This window comes from Xenorhabdus siamensis (assembly GCF_037996745.1).
Lineage (GTDB): Bacteria > Pseudomonadota > Gammaproteobacteria > Enterobacterales > Enterobacteriaceae > Xenorhabdus > Xenorhabdus indica.
In genome coordinates, this window is record NZ_JBBMXE010000010.1 from 134,200 (window position 1) to 154,789 (window position 20,590).

General features: G+C 42.9%; 18 protein-coding genes and 2 pseudogenes. 18 read left to right on the forward strand and 2 right to left on the reverse strand.

Annotation, left to right across the window (positions count from 1 at the left end; genetic code table 11):
- The first annotated feature begins 414 nt into the window (after nt 1–414).
- The 5 genes from AAC852_RS11040 (at nt 415) to glnB (ending at nt 6,200) form a co-directional block, all read left to right on the forward strand.
- Nucleotides 415–1,854 (forward strand): sensor histidine kinase, encoded by a 1,440-nt coding sequence (locus AAC852_RS11040; protein WP_340621077.1) that lies wholly within the window; start codon nt 415–417, stop codon nt 1,852–1,854.
- A 71-nt stretch (nt 1,855–1,925) separates the two neighbouring features.
- Nucleotides 1,926–2,780: a two-component system QseEF-associated lipoprotein QseG gene (qseG, locus tag AAC852_RS11045; protein WP_340621078.1), complete on the forward strand. Its 855-nt coding sequence runs from the start codon at nt 1,926–1,928 to the stop codon at nt 2,778–2,780.
- Entirely contained in the window at nt 2,777–4,114 is a 1,338-nt protein-coding gene (gene glrR, locus AAC852_RS11050; RefSeq protein WP_340621079.1) for a two-component system response regulator GlrR, read from the forward strand. The genes qseG and glrR overlap by 4 nt, the downstream gene beginning before the upstream one ends.
- A 109-nt stretch (nt 4,115–4,223) precedes the next feature.
- Nucleotides 4,224–5,846, forward strand: a complete 1,623-nt coding sequence (locus tag AAC852_RS11055; RefSeq protein WP_340621080.1) for an NAD+ synthase — start codon at nt 4,224–4,226, stop codon at nt 5,844–5,846.
- Nucleotides 5,847–5,861: 15 nt separating this feature from the next.
- Entirely contained in the window at nt 5,862–6,200 is a 339-nt protein-coding gene (glnB, locus tag AAC852_RS11060) for a nitrogen regulatory protein P-II (RefSeq protein WP_038267821.1), read from the forward strand.
- A 201-nt stretch (nt 6,201–6,401) separates the two neighbouring features.
- Here glnB and hmpA read toward each other — a convergent pair.
- A pseudogene (gene hmpA / locus AAC852_RS11065) lies at nt 6,402–7,604 on the reverse strand (NO-inducible flavohemoprotein).
- A 337-nt stretch (nt 7,605–7,941) separates the two neighbouring features.
- On the opposite strand from hmpA, the gene glyA reads away from it, so the two are divergent.
- Together glyA and AAC852_RS11075 are read left to right on the forward strand one after the other, a co-directional pair.
- The gene (gene glyA / locus AAC852_RS11070) at nt 7,942–9,195 is read left to right on the forward strand and encodes a serine hydroxymethyltransferase (RefSeq protein WP_340621081.1); all 1,254 of its coding nucleotides are present in this window, start codon (nt 7,942–7,944) and stop codon (nt 9,193–9,195) included.
- A gap of 163 nt (nt 9,196–9,358) precedes the next feature.
- Nucleotides 9,359–10,585 carry a 3-phenylpropionate MFS transporter gene (locus AAC852_RS11075; RefSeq protein WP_340621082.1) on the forward strand — a complete coding sequence of 409 codons (1,227 nt, stop codon included), beginning with the start codon at nt 9,359–9,361 and terminating at the stop codon, nt 10,583–10,585.
- Nucleotides 10,586–10,725: 140 nt separating this feature from the next.
- Here the strand turns inward: AAC852_RS11075 and suhB are convergent, their stop codons facing one another.
- Nucleotides 10,726–11,529: an inositol-1-monophosphatase gene (gene suhB / locus AAC852_RS11080; protein WP_340621083.1), complete on the reverse strand. Its 804-nt coding sequence runs from the start codon at nt 11,527–11,529 to the stop codon at nt 10,726–10,728.
- 125 nt (nt 11,530–11,654) lie between these two features.
- Between suhB and trmJ the strand changes: the two genes are divergently transcribed.
- From trmJ to AAC852_RS11135, 11 genes and pseudogenes are all read left to right on the forward strand, one after another.
- Entirely contained in the window at nt 11,655–12,410 is a 756-nt protein-coding gene (gene trmJ / locus AAC852_RS11085) for a tRNA (cytosine(32)/uridine(32)-2'-O)-methyltransferase TrmJ (protein WP_340621084.1), read from the forward strand.
- A 139-nt stretch (nt 12,411–12,549) separates the two neighbouring features.
- On the forward strand, nt 12,550–13,044 hold the full coding sequence (iscR, locus tag AAC852_RS11090; RefSeq protein WP_340621085.1) for a Fe-S cluster assembly transcriptional regulator IscR: 495 nt from the start codon (nt 12,550–12,552) through the stop codon (nt 13,042–13,044).
- Nucleotides 13,045–13,092: 48 nt separating this feature from the next.
- Nucleotides 13,093–14,307, forward strand: coding sequence for an IscS subfamily cysteine desulfurase (locus AAC852_RS11095; RefSeq protein WP_340621086.1), 1,215 nt, complete (start codon nt 13,093–13,095; stop codon nt 14,305–14,307).
- 24 nt (nt 14,308–14,331) lie between these two features.
- Nucleotides 14,332–14,718, forward strand: coding sequence for a Fe-S cluster assembly scaffold IscU (gene iscU / locus AAC852_RS11100; RefSeq protein WP_340621087.1), 387 nt, complete (start codon nt 14,332–14,334; stop codon nt 14,716–14,718).
- A 124-nt stretch (nt 14,719–14,842) separates the two neighbouring features.
- Nucleotides 14,843–15,166: an iron-sulfur cluster assembly protein IscA gene (gene iscA, locus AAC852_RS11105; protein ID WP_047683054.1), complete on the forward strand. Its 324-nt coding sequence runs from the start codon at nt 14,843–14,845 to the stop codon at nt 15,164–15,166.
- Between the two features lie 32 nt (nt 15,167–15,198).
- Nucleotides 15,199–15,720 carry a co-chaperone HscB gene (gene hscB, locus AAC852_RS11110; RefSeq protein WP_340621088.1) on the forward strand — a complete coding sequence of 174 codons (522 nt, stop codon included), beginning with the start codon at nt 15,199–15,201 and terminating at the stop codon, nt 15,718–15,720.
- A gap of 119 nt (nt 15,721–15,839) precedes the next feature.
- Nucleotides 15,840–17,688, forward strand: a pseudogene (gene hscA, locus AAC852_RS11115) (Fe-S protein assembly chaperone HscA).
- Between the two features lie 2 nt (nt 17,689–17,690).
- Nucleotides 17,691–18,026 carry an ISC system 2Fe-2S type ferredoxin gene (fdx, locus tag AAC852_RS11120; protein ID WP_038267871.1) on the forward strand — a complete coding sequence of 112 codons (336 nt, stop codon included), beginning with the start codon at nt 17,691–17,693 and terminating at the stop codon, nt 18,024–18,026.
- A 27-nt stretch (nt 18,027–18,053) separates the two neighbouring features.
- Nucleotides 18,054–18,248 (forward strand): Fe-S cluster assembly protein IscX, encoded by a 195-nt coding sequence (gene iscX / locus AAC852_RS11125; RefSeq protein WP_340621089.1) that lies wholly within the window; start codon nt 18,054–18,056, stop codon nt 18,246–18,248.
- Nucleotides 18,249–18,456: 208 nt separating this feature from the next.
- Complete coding sequence (pepB, locus tag AAC852_RS11130) at nt 18,457–19,782, forward strand: aminopeptidase PepB (protein WP_422824286.1); 1,326 nt, start codon at nt 18,457–18,459, stop codon at nt 19,780–19,782.
- Nucleotides 19,783–19,998: 216 nt separating this feature from the next.
- Entirely contained in the window at nt 19,999–20,427 is a 429-nt protein-coding gene (locus AAC852_RS11135; RefSeq protein ID WP_340621090.1) for an enhanced serine sensitivity protein SseB C-terminal domain-containing protein, read from the forward strand.
- Nucleotides 20,428–20,590: the final 163 nt, after the last annotated feature.

A 20,590-nucleotide genomic window follows, 5' to 3' on the forward strand; every position in this document is an offset into this window, starting at 1 on the left:
AAAATGTTTTTATTTTTATTCATTAAAATCAATAAATTAAATTATATTTTTAAATACTGGCACGCAATATGCATAATGATATGTAGTTGCTCATTCAATTTTTTATGTTGGTCCACAAAGTAGGGTGGGAACATGCCACATAAGCCAGGAATGACGCCAAAGTAAGGTGCCTACCGTCCAATTAATGATATTCGCTTTCTGGCCTTATCAAGCAACGGGCGACACGTGGAGTGAGGCACCACCTATTTGTTTATCAATGATCCTCACTGGCGGGGTAGTAGAAAAAATACTACCCCGCCGTCATTATTGGAGACAACGTCTTCCCTCCGCGTCTTATGCACAAGTATCATCTTGACATACCACTCTTTATAGCTATTTATGTCGGTTAGCATCAATGCAATTACAGGTTATAAGATGATTTCTCTGAAAAAATGGCGTTTATTTCCCCGTTCATTGCGTCAATTGGTTGTAATGGCTTTCTGGCTGGTGCTATTGCCGTTGTTGGTACTGGCATATCAGGCATACCAAAGCCTTGATCAGCTCAGTACACAAGCGGCAGAAATTAACCGCGCAACGCTATCTGACGCCCGGCGCAGTGAAGCAATGATAAGTGTCGCTCTTGAGATGGAACGCAGCTACCGTCAGTATTGTGTATTGGGAGATATCAGGCTGGAAAAACTCTATCAACGTCAATATCAACAGTATACCAGTATGTTGAATAATCAGATGGCGATGCTGGCTAATAGAGAATATAAGGATAAATTTAATCAACTTTTGTCGGGCCTTACCAATATCACTTGTAATAATGGTGTACCAGAGCCTGCGGCGGCTAAACTGCTTGAGCAGTTCTCAAACGCCAATAATCAGTTAGTACAGGAAACACGCAATATCATTTTCACCCGTGGTGAGCAATTGCAGAAAGACATTGCTGATAAGGGGCAGTTTTTTGGCTGGCAAAGTTTAATTCTATTCTTGCTGAGCGCTTTCTTAATCGCACTTTTTACTCGGATGATCATTGGGCCGGTAAAAGGCATTGAACGAATGATCAATCGATTAGGTGCAGGACAAACACTGGAAAGTAAGATTGAATCCTTTAAAGGACCGAGAGAATTACGTTCACTGGCATTGCGGATTATTTGGTTGAGTGAGCGTCTATCCTGGCTTGAATCTCAACGGCATGAATTTTTACGTCATATCTCCCATGAATTGAAAACACCACTCGCCAGTATGCGTGAAGGTACGGAATTGTTGGCGGATGAAATTGCCGGATCACTAACAACAGACCAAAAAGAAGTGGTCAGTATTCTGGATAGCAGTAGTAAACACTTGCAGCAGCTTATTGAGCAATTGCTCGAATACAATCGTAACATCGTGAATAACCCCGCCGAACACCAGATTGTATCTTTAAAAGAACTCGTTGATAGTGTTGTTCTGTCACATCAATTGCCTGCACGGACAAAAAATATTTATACAAAAATCCAATTGGATGCTGATAATTGTTGGGCTGAACCTAAACTGTTGATGAGAGTCATTGATAATCTCTACTCCAATGCAGTGCACTATGGCGCTGAATCCGGTAACATTTGGATTTCCAGTCGGCAATTAGATAAAAATATTCAGATTGACATTGCCAATACAGGAACGCCTATCCCTGATTTAGAAAAAAGCATGATTTTTGAACCATTTTACCAAGGAAAACTTCAACGCAAAGGCGCGGTCAAGGGAAGTGGTCTTGGTTTGAGTATTGCGCAGGACTGTATTAAACGGATGGGAGGGAAACTTCATCTGATAGAATCTGACTTTGCTGATGTATGCTTTCGGATTGAACTGCCATTAACCGCAGAGAATGACTAAATAATATGCACAACAGGTTTATTCACCACCTTATGATAAAGACGGAGCAGCAAAATATTGAGACCCGAACAATGAAAAAAACGACTGTTATAGCGTATTTGTTTGAATGGGCTTCACTCCTGCGTTTTCGTACCATGATTTTACTGTTTGTTCCCTATTTACTGACAGGGTGTGCCTCAAATTCCGGTTCAGATGATTTAGTAACGATTGCCGAGTCTATTATACCAGAGCAACGTATCACAGATTATCGCGTCAAGGAGTGCGATGTGATGTGGGATATTGCAAAGCCAGCCGCAATGGAAAATGGTCTTTATTGGTTAAAATTGATGGACTGTACGAATAAACTGCCTCCAATAGAAGCCCGCAATATGGCAAAACGGTTTACGCCGCCAGATTGGTCACAAGTTTTCAAACAGAGTATCCTTATCGACCAAGCTGCACCGTCACTAATTGAACGGCGTAAGATGATGGAAAGTTTGAATCGATATAGCCTGCAATTTCCGTCCTCAATATTGTCATTGTTGCAGTTGTGGAGTGAACAGCAATATTTAAAAATTAATCTGGCAGAACAAAAGTCAAAATATCAGCGATTACAATTTGATAGCGATGCCAGAATTGATCGATTGAAAGAGACACGGGCCCGTTTGGAATATGAACTGCGTTCAATATCCCGCAAATTAGAAAATCTAACGGATATTGAACGTCAGCTTTCTTCCCGCAAGCAAGTCCAGAACAGCTCTAGCTCTCCGGTTTCAGGTGAAACCGGACAAGGTGAAATAGAACATGCAGTTGATACGGGCAACAAGGTGAATAACACTAAGCCGGAAACTAAACCGGAAAACAAGCCAGAAACAGGATCAGAGTTAACCCCGGAAACGAAAACAGAAGCTAATTCCTCAGAAGAAAAAGGAGCTGAATCACCATGACCGTACGCAATCCCGCTCATCTTCTTTTAGTTGATGATGATCCAAGTCTATTAAAATTATTGGGGATGCGTCTGACTAGTGAAGGATTTCGCGTCACAACAGTGGAAAGTGGGCATGAAGCATTACGCATGTTGCTAAAAGAAAAAGTGGATTTGGTCATTAGCGACTTACGCATGGATGAAATGGATGGCATGGCGTTGTTTGCAGAAATCCAAAAACAGCATCCTGGTATGCCAGTGATTATTCTCACAGCACATGGTTCTATCCCGGATGCTGTTGCTGCGACCCAACAAGGGGTATTTAGCTTTCTGACTAAACCAGTTGACCGTGATGCACTTTATAAAGCCATTGATGATGCGCTGGAATTATCAACACCAGCTATAGATGGAAAGTGGAATGAACAAATTGTCACACGCAGCCCGCTAATGTTGCGTCTGCTGGAGCAGGCGAAAATGGTGGCTCAATCTGACGTTAGTGTTCTGATTAATGGGCAAAGCGGAACGGGTAAGGAAGTTCTGGCTCAGGCTATTCATCGTGCCAGCCCGCGTGCGAAAAAACCTTTTATTGCAATTAATTGCGGCGCTTTACCTGAGCAACTGTTGGAGTCTGAGTTATTTGGTCATGCAAAAGGTGCATTTACTGGGGCAGTCAGTAGCCGGGAAGGGCTATTTTTGGCCGCACAAGGAGGAACTTTGTTCCTTGATGAAATCGGTGATATGCCATCAGCACTACAAGTCAAATTATTAAGGGTCTTGCAGGAGCGTAAAGTCCGTCCTTTGGGAAGTAACCGAGACTTAGATATTGATGTCAGGATCATTTCCGCAACTCATCGTGATTTGCCAAAAGCGATGCAGCGTAATGAATTCAGGGAAGACCTCTATTATCGATTAAACGTCGTTAACCTGAAAATCCCGGCTCTGAATGAACGTGCAGAAGATATTCCTTTATTGGCAAATCATTTGCTGCGTGAATCGGCCAAACGCCATAAACCTTTTGTGCGCAGCTTTTCCACTAATGCTATGAAATGTCTGATGGCCGCAAGTTGGCCGGGTAATGTCCGCCAATTGGTCAATGTTATCGAGCAATGTGTGGCGTTGACGACAGCCCCGGTAATTAGTGATGCTTTAGTCATGCAGGCATTAGAAGGTGAAAATACGGCATTACCAACATTTGTAGAAGCGCGTAGTCAGTTTGAACTGAATTATTTACGTAAATTATTGCAAATGACAAAAGGGAATGTTACCCATGCTGCTCGTATGGCAGGACGTAACCGGACAGAGTTTTATAAATTGTTGGCTCGTCATGAGTTGGATGCTAACGATTTTAAAGAATAACCTTTCTGTTATTTAAATCCATAAAGTAGATACGGTATTTAAGTCCGTAAGAGATTGACTGTCTTCATCAGACAGAGAAGTGAATAATGGCCCAGGAGAGCCGCATTCTATGAGTCGTACTCTTAATATCGCCCTTGCTCAATTAAACTGGTTAGTAGGGGATATCGAAGGCAACAGCGATCGCATGTTGCAGACAGTGCAAGAACAGCAAGAAAAGGGCGCTGATCTCGTCGTGTTTTCTGAGTTAGCATTGTCGGGATATTTTCCTGAAGATCTACTGTTCCGTTCTGATTTTCATCAGCGCTGTCGTGAACAATTAGTACGTTTGCAGGAAGCAAGCTCTCAGGTTGGTATTTTAGTTGGCCATCCGTGGCAACAGGACGGAAAAATATATAATGCCCTTTCTCTGTTCTGGAAAGGTGAAATCGTTGCCCGTTATTTCAAACAACAATTACCTAACTATGGTGTTTTTGATGAAGAACGTTATTTCAAAGCAGGCAAGCAAACCTGTATTGTACCATTTAAAGGTTATAATCTCGGTTTGTTGATTTGTGAAGATCTGTGGTTCGATGCGCCGATTGATGCCTTGAAAGAAGCAGGAGCTGATATCATTCTGTCCATTAATGCGTCTCCTTTTAATCGTGAAAAACCGAATATCCGTAGCACATTGATTAAATCACACTGTCAGCGTATTCACTTGCCAATAATTTACCTGAATCAGGTTGGTGGACAAGATCAACTGATCTTTGATGGCTGTTCAAAAGTTTTTGATGTAAACGGTGAAATTACTCATCGCATGGTAGCTTTTGCAGAACAAGTTGAACAGTGTCGTTTCAATGACATGACAATTGAGCCGATGGCAAATCCGGCTCCCCAATTACCGCCACTTGCACAAATTTATAAGGCATTGGTGCTCTCTGTACGTGATTATGTGCAGAAAAATGGTTTTAAGGGAGCATTACTCGGTTTATCCGGTGGTATTGATTCAGGTTTGACACTGGCAATTGCTGTTGATGCTTTGGGTAAAGAGCATGTACAGGCTGTGATGATGCCATTCCGCTACACCTCTGAAATGAGTATTCATGATGCCAGAGAACAAGCAGAATTACTCGGTGTTGAATTTGACATCGTGTCTATTGAGCCTATGTTTGATGCGTTTATGACTCAATTGGAGCCTATATTTGCGGGTACAGAGAAAGATACCACTGAAGAGAATTTACAGGCACGTTGCCGGGCAGTCATCTTAATGGCAATGTCAAACAAGCGCCGTCGTTTGGTGTTGACAACCAGCAACAAAAGTGAATCGGCAGTGGGTTACTCGACCCTGTACGGTGATATGGCCGGTGGCTTTAATGCTTTGAAAGATGTTCCAAAAACTATGGTATTTGCATTAGCGAAATACCGTAATACAGTATCTCCTGCTATTCCTCAGCGTGTAATTGATCGTCCACCATCTGCGGAACTGGCTCCTGATCAGCTTGATCAAGACAGCTTACCACCGTATGACATGTTGGATGCCATCCTTGAGGGATATGTCGAAAAAGATAAATCGGTGGCTGACTTAGTGGCTGAAGGTTTTGATGAAGCTATTATTCGTAAGGTGATCCGGTTGGTGGACATCAATGAATATAAACGTCGTCAGGCACCGATTGGTCCACGTATTACACAGCGCGATTTTGGTAAAGACAGGCGCTATCCGATTACGTCTGGTTTCGGGCGTAAGAACTGGTAATAACAGGAAAACTTCATGAAAAAGATTGATGCAATTATCAAACCTTTCAAGCTCGATGATGTGCGTGAAGCTCTGGCTGAAGTCGGTATCACTGGTATGACGGTGACAGAAGTAAAAGGTTTTGGTCGTCAGAAAGGACACACTGAACTGTATCGTGGTGCAGAATATATGGTGGACTTTCTGCCTAAAGTCAAAATAGAAATTGTCGTACCGGATGATATTGTTGATACCTGTGTCGATACTATTATGCAGACTGCACAAACTGGCAAAATTGGTGATGGCAAGATTTTTGTCTTTGATGTTGCTCGCGTTGTGCGAATTCGTACTGGTGAACAGGACGAAGAGGCGATTTAACCGTATTCCGCATTCTTTGAAAAGAGAATAGCTTGAAAAGTTGAATTGCCTGAAAAAGTGATAATGGCGGTAATATGGGTAATTAATCCACCTCTCAATAAGAGGTGGAATGCTGACATACCGAGCGGTCTTAACCGTTATCACTGATCCCCGAATTTATGCTTTTCACTGAATTTACAAAAAACTGTGCATAAATCCGTATTAGATCACTTTATGTGGGCCAAAACATTCATAATGAATATGTTGCTCGTTAATGCCCATGGTTATTAGCTGCTTGGCAATGTTGCATGAAAGCCAACGGCCCACAGAAATAGAATTGCATCCCTTCAGCACTTATCGCATCTTTTACAAGAGACAGATCCATCAATCCGGCATGTTGATAATGCACGCCATACTGATCTTTATCTCTGGGTTCACGATACCAAACCTGAGCATTCAGAATCGGCAGGGATTGGGCAATTTCTTTCACCTTACCGGCAAAGGCATGATGGCCGCCATGTTCTGCTGCGTGAAACCAATTGATCACACTTTGGTGCTGTTGACCGTGCAGATATTGCAGCATACTCATCATCGGAGTTAATCCGACTCCCGCTGAAATGAGGGTAACAGGGGTATCAGGCCGGACATCAAGGAAGAAATCACCTTTTGGTGCAGATAGCGATATGATATCTCCTTCCTGTACTTTGTCGTGCATATGATTCGAAATTTTGCCATAAGGTTCCCGTTTAATGGCAATTTGATAATTGCTGCCATTTGGAGCCGCAGTTAATGAATATTGACGAATTTCGCGGTTTTTAAAGGTTGGATCTTCCAGGTAGATACTCAAATATTGCCCCGGTTTGTAATCTGCGACTTTGCCATCATCAACGGGGACAAACTCAAAGCTGGTAATGATATCACTTTGTGGTTGTTTACGGCTGACACGAAATTGACGTAAACCACGCCAACCTCCTACCGAAGATTCGCTACTCTGATAAATTGCCTCTTCCCGATTGATAAAAACATCGGCCAATATATCGTAGGCTTTTTTCCAGGCGTCGAGACTTCATCAGCCGGATGAAATAGTTCATCAATTGTTGCCAGCAGATGTGTACCGACAATTTTATAGTGTTCCGGTTGGATATTTAGGCTCGTATGTTTATGAGCGATCTTTTCTACTGCTGGTAGAAGAGCAGATAAGTTATCAATGTTAGAGGCATAAGCACAAAGGGCATTAAAAAGAGCTTCACGCTGATCGCCATTGGTTTGATGGCTCATGTTAAAAATATCTTTTAATTCAGGATTGTGTTTGAACATGCGTTCATAAAAATGAGCAGTCAACTTTGGCCCGGTGGAAACGATCAAAGGAATAGTGGACTTTATAGTTGCGATAATTTGGTTATCTAACATTATGGTCTCCTGAATTTTTCTCGAATAATGCTTAGGAATATAAGATGTATTTTAAATGCAACTTATCTTGTTGAGGAATACATTAAAGCAAGAAAGAGATATTATCTTGATTTAAGTCAAAAACTCAGAATTTGTATTACAGCAATGAAGATTTGACTGGAATCACAAAGAACAATAATAAATTTAAAGCGTGTAATCAGAATAGCAGGGCATCCTGCTACAGGCATCGAGGCAATCGTTTGCGTAAAATCTCTTGTCAAGACTATCTCATTTGATAAAAAGAGTTTACACTGTGTCAAATTCTGGCCCTCAGGGGTATTTTTTAGAGATGTAGCTGAGTCAGGAGAACCTAATGTTAAAGCGTGAAATGAATATTGCGAATTACGATCCCGAACTGTGGCAAGCGATGGAACAGGAGGTTTGTCGTCAGGAAGAACATATTGAATTGATTGCTTCTGAAAACTACACCAGTCCAAGAGTGATGCAGGCTCAAGGATCTCAGCTCACTAACAAGTATGCGGAAGGTTATCCGGGTAAACGCTACTATGGTGGTTGTGAATATGTTGATATAGTTGAACAATTGGCAATTGACCGAGCAAAAGAGTTGTTTGGTGCAGATTATGCTAACGTCCAACCACACTCAGGCTCTCAGGCAAATGCTGCGGTGTATATGACGCTGTTGCAACCAGGTGACACTGTTTTAGGGATGAATCTGGCACATGGTGGCCATCTGACTCACGGCTCTCCAGTTAACTTCTCAGGTAAATTGTATAATGTTGTTCCTTATGGCATTGATAAGAAAGGCAAAATTGATTACGAGGATATTCGTAACCAAGCGCTGAAACATCAACCTAAAATGATCATTGGTGGTTTCTCTGCCTATTCTGGTGTGGTTGATTGGGCGAAAATGCGTGAAATTGCTGATGAAATCGGTGCATATCTTTTTGTTGATATGGCTCATGTTGCTGGATTGGTTGCTGCGGGTGTTTATCCAAACCCTGTTCCTCATGCACATGTTGTTACAACCACTACTCATAAGACTCTGGCAGGTCCACGTGGTGGTCTGATTCTGGCTAAAGGGGGTGATGAAGAGTTGTATAAGAAGTTGAACTCTGCTGTTTTCCCTGGTAGTCAGGGTGGTCCACTGATGCATGTCATTGCCGGGAAAGCCGTTGCACTGAAAGAAGCAATGGAGCCGGAGTTCAAAATGTATCAGCAGCAGGTTGCGAAAAATGCCAAAGAAATGGTAGATGTGTTCCTGCAACGTGGTTACAAAGTTGTTTCCGGCGGTACTGACAACCATCTGTTCCTGTTGGATCTGGTGGATAAAGATATTACAGGTAAAGATGCGGATGCAGCATTAGGGCGTGCTAATATCACTGTTAACAAAAACAGTGTACCTAACGATCCTCGCAGTCCGTTTGTCACTTCGGGTATTCGTATTGGTACTCCAGCAATTACTCGCCGTGGTTTCAAAGAAGCGGAAACCCGTCAATTGGCTGGCTGGATATGTGATGTGTTGGATAACATCAATGACGAAGCAGTTATTGAAAGTGTTAAACAGAATGTGTTGGATATCTGTGCAAAATATCCGGTTTACGCATAATTGAGAATAAAATACCGTCAATATTGAGCTTATACCCAAATAGATGTCAAGTTGCAGCCAATAAAGCGGTAGCTTGAAAGATGAAAGGTATATCAGGTATCAAGCCCGACTCATAACATTAGTTTTGAGCGGGTTTTTTGCATTAAAAAATGGGGGCATTTGGATGGTTGTTCCATCAACATTTTGGCTAGGGTTAGGTTATTTCACTTATTTTTTTGCTCTTGGAATATTTTTACCTTTCTGGTCAGTTTGGTTACAGGGAGAAGGTATTACTCCTTCTATGATCGGTGTACTGTTAGCTATTGGGTTAGTTTCTCGTTTCCTCGGTAGTTTATTTATTTCTCCTACCGTTAAAGATCCTTCTAAATTAATTAATGCATTAAGATTACTCTCCTTATTGGCTTTGGTCTTTGCAGTTAGCTTTTCCTTTAATAGCCATTGGGTATGGGTTGCCCTTGCCATGATAGGTTTTAATCTGTTTTTTTCACCTTTGGTTCCTTTATCAGATGCTTTAGCGGGAACCTGGCAAAAACAGTTTACTTTTGATTATGGCAAGGTACGTGTGTGGGGATCGATTGCCTTTATTATCAGCTCTTCTTTAGCGGGGATATTGATGTCAGCCAATGGCATCGATTTAGGGTCAGATTTCAGCATTTCCTTCGAAAAGATCAATAATTGGATTGGTGTCAATTTATTTGGTCATCACAATATTATCCTTATTTCCCTGATTTTCAGTGTTGCCATTATGTTGCTAGGAATGATGCTAAAACCTTCTATTATGCCTGAGGGCAAAATTAAGGTAGAAAATACCAATACAGTATCATTCAAGAAATTATTATCCGAAAAATCAGTATGGCAGTTTTTATTATGTGTGACGCTGTTACAAGCTGCTCATGCTGGTTACTACAGCTTTGGTTCTATTTATTGGGAAAAGGCTGGCTATTCTGCATCAACTATCGGTTATCTCTGGTCATTAGGCGTTGTCGCAGAAGTTGTTGTTTTCACCTTTAGTAAACAGCTATTCCGACACTGGAGTGCCCGTAGTCTTCTATTGCTCTCTGCCATTTGTGGAGTTATCCGCTGGGGGTTAATGGGAACATTCACTGAGTTGCCAGTTCTGATTATTATTCAGATCCTACATTGCGGAACTTTTACAGTCTGTCACTTAGCTGCCATGCGTTTTATTGGTGCCAGAAAAGAAAATGAAGTTATCCGGTTACAGTCGGTTTATTCTGCGTTAGCGATGGGCGGTGGTATTGCAGTTATGAGCGCAATAGGCGGTTTTTTGTATGAGCATATGGGAAGCGGTATCTATTGGGTGATGGCACTGGTTGCATTACCTGCAATTTTCTTACGGCCTAAAGTAGAAACCCAAATACATTCGTTGTGAAATACATTCGTTGTGAAATATATTCGTTGCGAAATACATTTATTGAGAAACATATCCATTATCAATAAAATCGTAAATAAAAAAGGGCACCAAACTTATTGGTGCCCTGAAAATAACATTGCTCAAATGGTTTTTTATAATTAACGTTTCAGTGCTTCAGTTAATTCTTCGCGCATTTCAGACAGCATATCTTTAACAATACGTGGGCTGCCAGCAACGATGTTACCGGAACTGACATAGTTGTGACCACCAACGAAGTCAGTAACAATACAGCCAGATTCACGTACTAGCAGTTCACCTCCCATGAAATCCCATGGTTTCAGGCCGATTTCGAAGAAACCGTCAACACGTCCAGCGGCAACATAAGCCATATCCAGAGCCGCAGAGCCAGTGCGACGAAAATCTGCACAGCGCTCAAATAACTTACCCAATACATTCATGTAAGGGATCGTGTGTTGTTTAGCTTTGAATGGGAAACCAGTGGCAATGATTGTGCCATCCAGATCACGGGCATTGGTACCGCGCAGACGGTAACCATTCAATTGAGCACCTTGACCACGGGTTGCGGTAAACAGTTCATTACGCATGGGGTCGTAAACAACAGCCACTTCGGTGCGGCCTTTGATGCGCACAGCGATAGAAACAGCGAAATGAGGGAGACGTTTAATAAAGTTAGTGGTGCCATCCAGTGGATCGATCACCCATTGGAAATCGTCTTCTTCACCTAAATGCTCACCTGTTTCTTCAGTGATGATAGTGTGCTTAGGATAAGATTTACGGATAATGTCAATGATCAGCTTTTCTGCTTCACGATCAACATTAGTGACGAAGTCATTACTGCCTTTTTGGCTTGCTTCGATAGCATCAGGAGTTTCATAACTTTTGGCAATGTAATTGCCGGCCTTACGCGCAGCGCGTATAGCGATGTTTAGCATCGGATGCATGGGGTATCTTCCACCAGGATTTTAAAGAACGGGAAACAAACTGGCGCGCATTATAGCAGTAGTTCGTCAAAATGACTAATGCTGTGTTAAGATATTCGGCTCTTATACTGAAATTAAAAGCCGTCATGTTAGAGAACATCCGCATTATTCTGGTAGAAACTTCCCACACGGGCAATATGGGGTCAACTGCCAGGGCTATGAAAACAATGGGATTGACCAACCTTTATTTGGTCAGCCCGCTTGTCCAACCTGATTCTCACGCCATTGCACTTTCAGCCGGTGCCAGTGATGTCATCGGTAATGCCACTATCGTGGATTCTTTGGATGAAGCATTGGCTGGGTGTGAATTGGTTATTGGAACCAGTGCTCGTTCCCGAACACTTTCCTGGCCAATGGTTGAGCCACGTGAGTGTGGTGAATGCTGTGTCAAAACAGCCAAAAATTCACCAGTAGCTATTGTGTTCGGTCGTGAGCGTGTGGGGCTAACTAACGAAGAACTCCAGAAGTGTAACTATCATCTTTATATTCCGACTAATCCAGAATATGGTTCGTTGAATTTGGCCATGGCTGTTCAATTGGTCAGCTATGAGATTCGTATGGCACACCTTGCTGCTGAGGAAAAATCGGAAAAAGCGGATGCTGCCGATCATGAAGCTGAATACCCACTAGCTGAAGATATGGAACGTTTTTATCAGCATCTTGAACAGGTGTTAAGTCATTCCGGTTTTATTCGTAAAGCGCATCCTGGGCAGATAATGAACAAATTGAGACGCCTTTATACCCGCGCACGTCCGGAAATTCAGGAACTGAATATCTTGCGGGGTATTTTAACTTCTATGGAAAAATGGGCTGGGAAATCACCGGAATCTGGCAGAGAATAGTCTCTATAATAGAAACTGTGGGTGATAACAGAATGAAAGACAACCAAATAATAGTTGAGTAAATTACTAGGTTAAATAGTTGACTAAAACACTCAGGAATGTCACAATTTCACCCATATTTCACCATGGAGTTTTTGTTATGAGACTGACATCAAAAGGACGTTATGCGGTAACTGCCATGTTAGATGTGGCATTGCATTCACAAGAAGGGCCAGTGCCATTAGCTGATATTTCTGAGCGTCAGGGAATTTCCCTTTCCTATCTTGAGCAGTTATTTTCTCGCCTACGTAAGAATGGTTTGGTTTCTAGCGTCCGTGGTCCAGGCGGCGGTTATTTATTGGGCAGAGATGCCGGTAATATTTTCGTTGCCGAAGTGATTTCTGCTGTTGATGAATCCGTTGATGCAACTCGTTGTCAGGGCAGGGAAGGCTGTCAGGGCGGTGATCGCTGTCTGACCCATGCGCTTTGGCGTGATCTCAGTGATCGTATCACGAGTTTCCTGAACAGCATCAGCTTAGAAGAATTAGTGAATAATCAAGAAGTATTAGATGTTGCTGATCGTCAAGACAGCGATAAACGCCGTACAGCTAATGGCAGGGTTCAAGAGATGATTAACGTTAACCTGCGGGCTTAAAAAGCGGCAAACAGAAGTATTAAAAGAGTCTTACGGAGCATGTGAGCAATGAAATTACCCATTTATTTGGACTATTCAGCAACAACCCCAGTTGATCCGCGTGTTGCTGAAAAGATGATGAACTATCTGACTATGGACGGGGTTTTCGGTAACCCTGCTTCTCGTTCACACCGTTTTGGTTGGCAAGCTGAAGAAGCGGTTGATATTGCACGTAACCAAATTGCTGATTTGGTTGGTGCTGATCCGCGTGAAATTGTGTTTACTTCAGGCGCAACAGAATCAGATAACCTTGGTATTAAAGGTGCAGTAAAATTCTATCAGAAAAAAGGCAAGCACATTATTACCAGCAAAACTGAACATAAAGCTGTTTTGGATACTTGCCGTCAGTTGGAACGCGAAGGTTTTGAGGTGACTTACCTTTCACCGATGAACAATGGCATGATCGATATGAAAGAGCTGGAAGCTACAATGCGTGACGATACGATTTTAGTTTCTATCATGCACGTCAACAACGAAATTGGTATTGTTCAGGACATCGTAACCATCGGTGAAATGTGCCGTAGCCGCGGTATTATTTTCCATGTTGATGCAACGCAAAGTGTTGGAAAATTGCCTATCGATCTCAGCAAACTGAAAGTTGATCTGATGTCTTTCTCTGCTCATAAATTATATGGCCCGATGGGTATTGGAGCTCTGTATGTTCGCCGTAAACCTCGTGTCCGCATTGAAGCACAGCAACATGGTGGCGGTCATGAGCGTGGCATGCGTTCCGGTACATTGCCTGTTCACCAGATTGTGGGAATGGGTGAAGCTTACCGTATTGCAAAAGAAGAATTGAAAGCTGAGTCAGAGCGTTTGCGTGGCTTGCGCCTGCGTTTATGGAACGGCATTAAAGATATTGAAGAAGTTTACCTGAATGGTGATTTGGAACTGGGTGCGCCACACATTCTGAATGTCAGCTTCAACTATGTTGAAGGTGAATCATTGATGATGTCGCTGAAAGATCTGGCTGTTTCTTCTGGCTCAGCATGTACTTCTGCGAGTCTGGAGCCTTCTTATGTTCTGCGTGCACTGGGCATGAATGATGAACTGGCACACAGTTCTATTCGTTTCTCTTTGGGGCGTTTTACTACAGAAGAAGAAATAGACTATGCAATCAAGTTGATTCACAACTCGATTGGTCGCCTGCGTGAACTTTCTCCATTGTGGGAAATGTTCAAACAGGGGGTGGATCTCAACACCATCGAATGGTCTCATCATTAATCAGGCGGTTTCAGGAGTAACGATATGGCTTACAGCGACAAAGTAATTGATCACTATGAGAATCCACGTAATGTTGGATCATTTGACAGTGAAGACCCTTCAGTAGGTAGTGGCATGGTTGGTGCACCCGCTTGTGGTGATGTCATGCGGCTGCAAATCAAGGTCAACGATGACGGTATTATCGAAGACGCACGTTTTAAAACTTATGGCTGTGGTTCTGCGATTGCTTCCAGTTCCCTAGTAACAGAGTGGATGAAAGGTAAATCACTGGAGCAGGCAGAAGCAATCAAAAATACGGAGATTGCTGACGAGTTGGAGCTGCCACCAGTGAAAATTCACTGTTCTATTCTGGCAGAAGATGCAATCAAAGCTGCAATTGCGGATTACAAGAGCAAACGCCAGGCTAAGTAATTCTTTTGGCTAGAAGAAAATAATTTGGTGGATATTGTTTCAATATCCACCTTTACTGGTTTTGAAGGTGATAATTTCCTAGATCATAGCTTCAAAGATCATAGTGTTAAAAGTGAGGTGTTGTATGTCAATTTCTTTGACAGAAAGTGCAGCCCAGCGTGTTTTAGCTTTTCTTGATAATCGTGGGAAAGGTGTTGGGTTGCGTCTGGGAGTGAGAACTTCCGGCTGCTCTGGTATGGCATATGTACTTGAATTTGCTGATGCAATTAATGATGAAGATCAGGTTTTTGAAGACAAGGGCGTGAAAGTTATCGTTGATGGTAAAAGCATTGTTTATCTTGATGGCACCGAGTTGGATTTTGTCAAAGAGGGCCTGAACGAAGGCTTTAAATTCAACAACCCCAATGTTTCCAGCGAATGCGGCTGTGGGGAAAGTTTTAACGTTTAACTCCCCATACTTTGCGAAACCAAGAGTAACTTATGGACTACTTTACTTTATTCGGGTTGCCTGCGCGTTATGCGATAGACCGCCAACAATTGGCCACCCGCTATCAGGAGTTGCAGCGTCAGTTTCATCCTGATCGTTTTGCCAATCAGCCAGAGCGCGAGAAAACGTTGGCACTTCAACAAGCTGCAACCATCAATAATGGTTATCAGACTCTAAAACATCCCCTGAAACGTGCAGAATATATGCTGTCTCAGCAAGGATTCGATTTATCCAACGAACAACACACGATGCAGGATACTGCTTTCCTAATGCAGCAATTAGAGTTGCGTGAAGAGCTTGATACTATTGAACGTAGTGCGGAGCCAGATGTTGCATTAGCAGGTTTTTCATCTCGCCTGAACAAAATGATTAAAACTCGTAGTGAGCAGATGGAACAGCAACTGGATGCCGAACAGTGGTTAATTGCAGCCGATACTGTCCGTAAGTTACGCTTTTTGGACAAATTGCAGCAGCAAGTCGAGCAATTGGAAGAACGATTGCTGGATGATTTTTAGCCGAATTGCTTTTTGGTGAATAACGCTTGCTGATTTAGCAATACCCTATGGATTTCAGGATGCAGCCAACAAAGCTGCAATTTGAAAGGCGGGTATAAAGAGTTTTTATAGAGGCACACATGGCTTTATTACAAATCGGTGAACCTGGTTTATCTCCCGCACCACACCAGCGTCGTCTGGCTGCGGGGATTGATCTTGGCACAACACACTCCCTGGTTGCGACAGTCCGCAGTGGTCAGGCTGAGACCTTAGCAGATAGTGAAAACCGTCATTTGCTTCCTTCTGTTGTACAATATCGCAAAGATGAAATTCAAGTAGGCTGGCAGGCACGCCAACAGGCGGCTTCTGATCCTGTTAATACGATAAGTTCCGTCAAACGTATGATGGGGCGTTCTCTGGCTGATATTCAACAACGTTATCCGAATCTCCCCTACCAGTTTCAGGCTAGTGAAAATGGGTTACCGTTAATTGAGACTGTGGCAGGTCTGGTCGATCCTATTCAGGTTTCTTCTGAAATTTTGAAATCGTTGGCTCAACGGGCAGAAGAAACCTTGAATGGTAAACTTGATGGTGTTGTTATCACTGTTCCTGCTTATTTTGATGACGCACAACGTCAGGGAACGAAAGATGCCGCACGTTTAGCGGGCTTACATGTCCTCCGTCTCTTAAATGAACCAACCGCAGCTGCTATTGCTTATGGACTTGATTCGGGTCAGGAAGGGGTTATTGCAGTTTATGACTTGGGGGGGGGGAACATTTGATGTTTCTATCCTGCGTTTAAGTCATGGCGTCTTTGAAGTATTGGCAACAGGCGGAGATACTGCGCTTGGCGGAGATGATTTTGACCACCTGTTGGCAGACTGGATCAGTGAGCAGGCAGGTATCATCGATAATAGCCACGGCTTACAACGTCAATTGCTGGATATTGCGACACAAACCAAAATTGCCTTGAGTGATACAGATTCAGTGACGATCAACATTGCTGACTGGCAAGGTAGTATTACCCGTGATGAATTAAATGAATTGATCACACCATTGATTAAACGCACCTTAATGGCTTGCCGTCGGGCATTGAAAGATGCGGGTGTCACTGCCGATGAAATATTACAGGTTGTGATGGTAGGTGGTTCGACGAGAATACCGCGCGTACGTAGCCTGGTTGGTGAGTTTTTTGATCGTGAACCATTAACCTCTATCGATCCGGATAAAGTTGTCGCTGTTGGTGCGGCAATTCAGGCTGATATTTTGGTCGGTAATAAACCTGATAGTGAAATGTTGCTATTGGATGTTATCCCACTGTCACTGGGCCTTGAAACCATGGGCGGACTGGTGGAAAAAGTGATCCCGCGCAATACCACTATTCCTGTCGCCAGAGCACAAGAGTTTACGACTTTTAAAGATGGGCAGAGTGCAATGAGCATCCATGTTGTTCAGGGTGAACGCGAGTTGGTGGCAGATTGCCGTTCACTGGCACGTTTCACACTGCGTGGAATTCCTCCACTGCCGGCAGGTGGTGCTCATATTCGTGTTACTTTTCAGGTTGATGCTGATGGCTTGTTAAGTGTCAGTGCCCTGGAGAAATCGACGGGAGTTGAAGCTTCCATCCAGGTGAAACCTTCTTATGGTTTGTCCGATGAAGAAATTGCCCGGATGATCAAAGATTCGATGACCAATGCGCAGGAAGATATTCAGGCGCGTAAGCTGGCTGAACAAAAAGTAGAAGCAGCACGAGTGCTGGAAAGTTTAACCAGTGCACTGGAAAAAGATGCTGATTTACTCAGTCAGGAAGAACATGCGGCAATTGATGCTGCCGTACAAGTATTAATTGAGAGTGCTCAGGGAACGTCTCCTGATGCGATTGAAAGTGCCATTAAACAATTGGACAAACAAACGCAGGAATTTGCTGCGCGTCGCATGGACACATCAATCCGCCGGGCTTTGGCGGGCCATTCTGTGGATGAGATTTAATTATGCCTAAAATTGTATTTTTACCTCATAACGAACTTTGCCCTGAAGGCGCAGTATTGGAAGCTAAGGAAGGCGAATCGATTCTGGACGTTGCACTGCGTAATGGCATTGAAATAGAACATGCTTGTGAAAAATCCTGTGCATGTACTACTTGTCATTGCATTGTCAGGGAAGGGTTTGACTCATTGGAAGAAAGCTCTGAAATGGAAGATGACATGCTGGACAAAGCATGGGGGCTGGAGCCTGAAAGTCGGTTAGGATGCCAGGCTAAAGTTGCTGATGAGGATTTGGTTGTTGAAATTCCTAAATATACGATTAACCATGCACGTGAACACTGATCTGAGAACTAAATAGGAGCACAGAAAATGAAATGGTCTGACAGCCGTGATATTGGCGAAGCACTATATGATAAGTTCCCGGATTTAGATCCTAAGACAGTGCGTTTTACCGATATGCATCAATGGATTTGCGAGCTGGATGGTTTTGATGATGATCCAGAAAAATCTAACGAAAAAATATTAGAAGCCATTTTGCTGGTTTGGTTGGATGAATTTGAGTAACGCAAATCAGTTACACGAACAACAAAGTTACACAAACAACATAGTTACACAAACAACAAATAGTGCGAAAAAAAGTGCAAATTCACTAATTCTTGTTCAATCACTTGGCATAGTCTGCATTTAATGAAAAACTGGCAACTGCCAGTTTTTTTGCATTCATGGCCCTTGCTGTAAAAACAGTGAAAATAAAATAAGAAGAGAGAAGAAAATGACAAAGCACGCTATACCGGCGCAAATCATGCCGATAACTCTGTCTTATGAGCCAGCTAAAGCATGCTGGGGTGAAAAAGCGCTAATCAGTTCAAATGATCAGGGAATTACAATTCATTTATCAAACAGCCAGTCGGATTTGAGTAGTAAATTGGCGGCTATCCAACGTGCCGGACGAAAAATTAATGGACAAGGTATCTCCAATGTTGCTTTGGCGGGTGATGGTTGGGATCTGGAAAAAAGCTGGACATTCTGGCTGGGATTCCGGGCACCAAAGGGACTGCGTACTATTGAATGGCCACAACTGAGCGCAGTAGAAAAACAAGAGCTGGAGCATAGGATCAAATTCATCGACTGGGTGCGTGATACTACCAATATTCCAGCAGAAGAATTGGGGCCGGAGCAACTTGCTCAGCGTGTCATTGATTTATTTAACAGTGTAGCGGGAACTGCAATCAGTTACCGTATTATAAAAGGCGATGCTTTACGCGAGCAGGGCTACGTTGGTGTACATACTGTCGGTCGTGGTTCCTCCCGTGTTCCTGTTTTTCTGGAATTGGATTTCAATCCATCGACAGATAAAAACGAACCTGTATTCGCTTGCTTAGTCGGTAAAGGTATTACCTTCGATTCAGGGGGATATAGCCTGAAACCTTCCAACTCTATGGATTCCATGAAATCTGATATGGGCGGTTCAGCGCTCCTGTCAGGGGCATTGGCGCTGGCGATAGGTCGTGGCCTGAAACAGCGTGTAAAACTATTCCTGTGTATTGCTGATAACTTGGTCAGTGGCAATGCGTTCAAATTGGGTGATATTATTCGCTATCGTAATGGCAAAAGTGTTGAAGTCATGAACACTGATGCAGAAGGGCGTCTGGTATTGGCTGATGGCCTGATTGATGCCAGTGCGACAAATGCGCCTCTTATCATTGACGCGGCGACATTGACTGGTGCGGCAAAAATGGCAGTAGGTAATGATTACCATTCTGTCCTCAGTTTTGATGACCAACTAGCGGCGGATTTATTGGCAGCAGCGGATGCAGAACATGAACTATTCTGGCGGTTGCCATTAGCCGAATTCCATCGTAGTCAATTGCCATCCAATTTTGCTGATCTGAATAACATTGCTGCGTCTTCTCATTCAGCAGGAGCAAGTACTGCGGCTGCTTTTCTGTCTCACTTTGTAGAAAATTACAAAAAAGGCTGGGTACATATCGATTGTTCAGCGGCCTACCGTAAATCTGCGGTTGAACAGTGGTCAGCCGGTGCGACAGGGTGTGGCGTGCGCACCATTGCCAACTTATTGCTGAAAAAAGCAAAATAAGAATACAGTGTCTTTAGCGAGGTAGCTTGTAAGCCGTCAGGTGATGCAAGGATTTTTATGCACAAAATGTTGTGAAATGTTGTGACACTAAACGCATTTTAAAATCGCTTTTCTTATCTGGCCTCCCTTTTATGGGGAGGCTATGATTAAGAGCCTTTCAATGGTCGTTAACTTCAATTTGTTAACTTCACTACAAATATGTGTTCGGAGATTTTCATGAGCTTGTCAAACAGGGCTGTTGCCACTGAAATTGAAGTTCCGAGTGGAAGTCGTATTACTCTTAGCCAACCAGAAGAACAGCCCATTCAGCTTATTGAAGCCTTGAGTAATTTATTTAAGCAACATAAGCCAGTACGACGGGCATTCCTGGTTATGGTGCACGATAAAAAACAGGATGAAAAACCTAACCTGTTTATTGGGTTAGAACTGAGTGGAGCATCCACAGATAATGACATTAATATGCTTATTCAGGCTGCTGGTGGAATAGCTTGTGAATATTTGAGTGAAGAGGAATCGGTGGATTTTTGTTTGCTTGATGAAAAAAATAGTGGAATTAGCCATTATCTGATCCAGCATACTCAGCCTTTTTATCAGCGGAAGTTAGGCAGTTGGCTGAGGGATACCATTCCTGTATTGAATCAGTAAATAAAAGTTAAGTTCTGTACCCAATCAGGATCGTGTGATGATGAGTTTTGTCCGGCTTCTTTTGTCATTTTCCTGCAATAAGCCAAAAATATTGCGGAAAGCCTCGAAAATCTGAAATCACAGATTTCTAAATCGGATAAATATTTATAAAAATACTATCCCA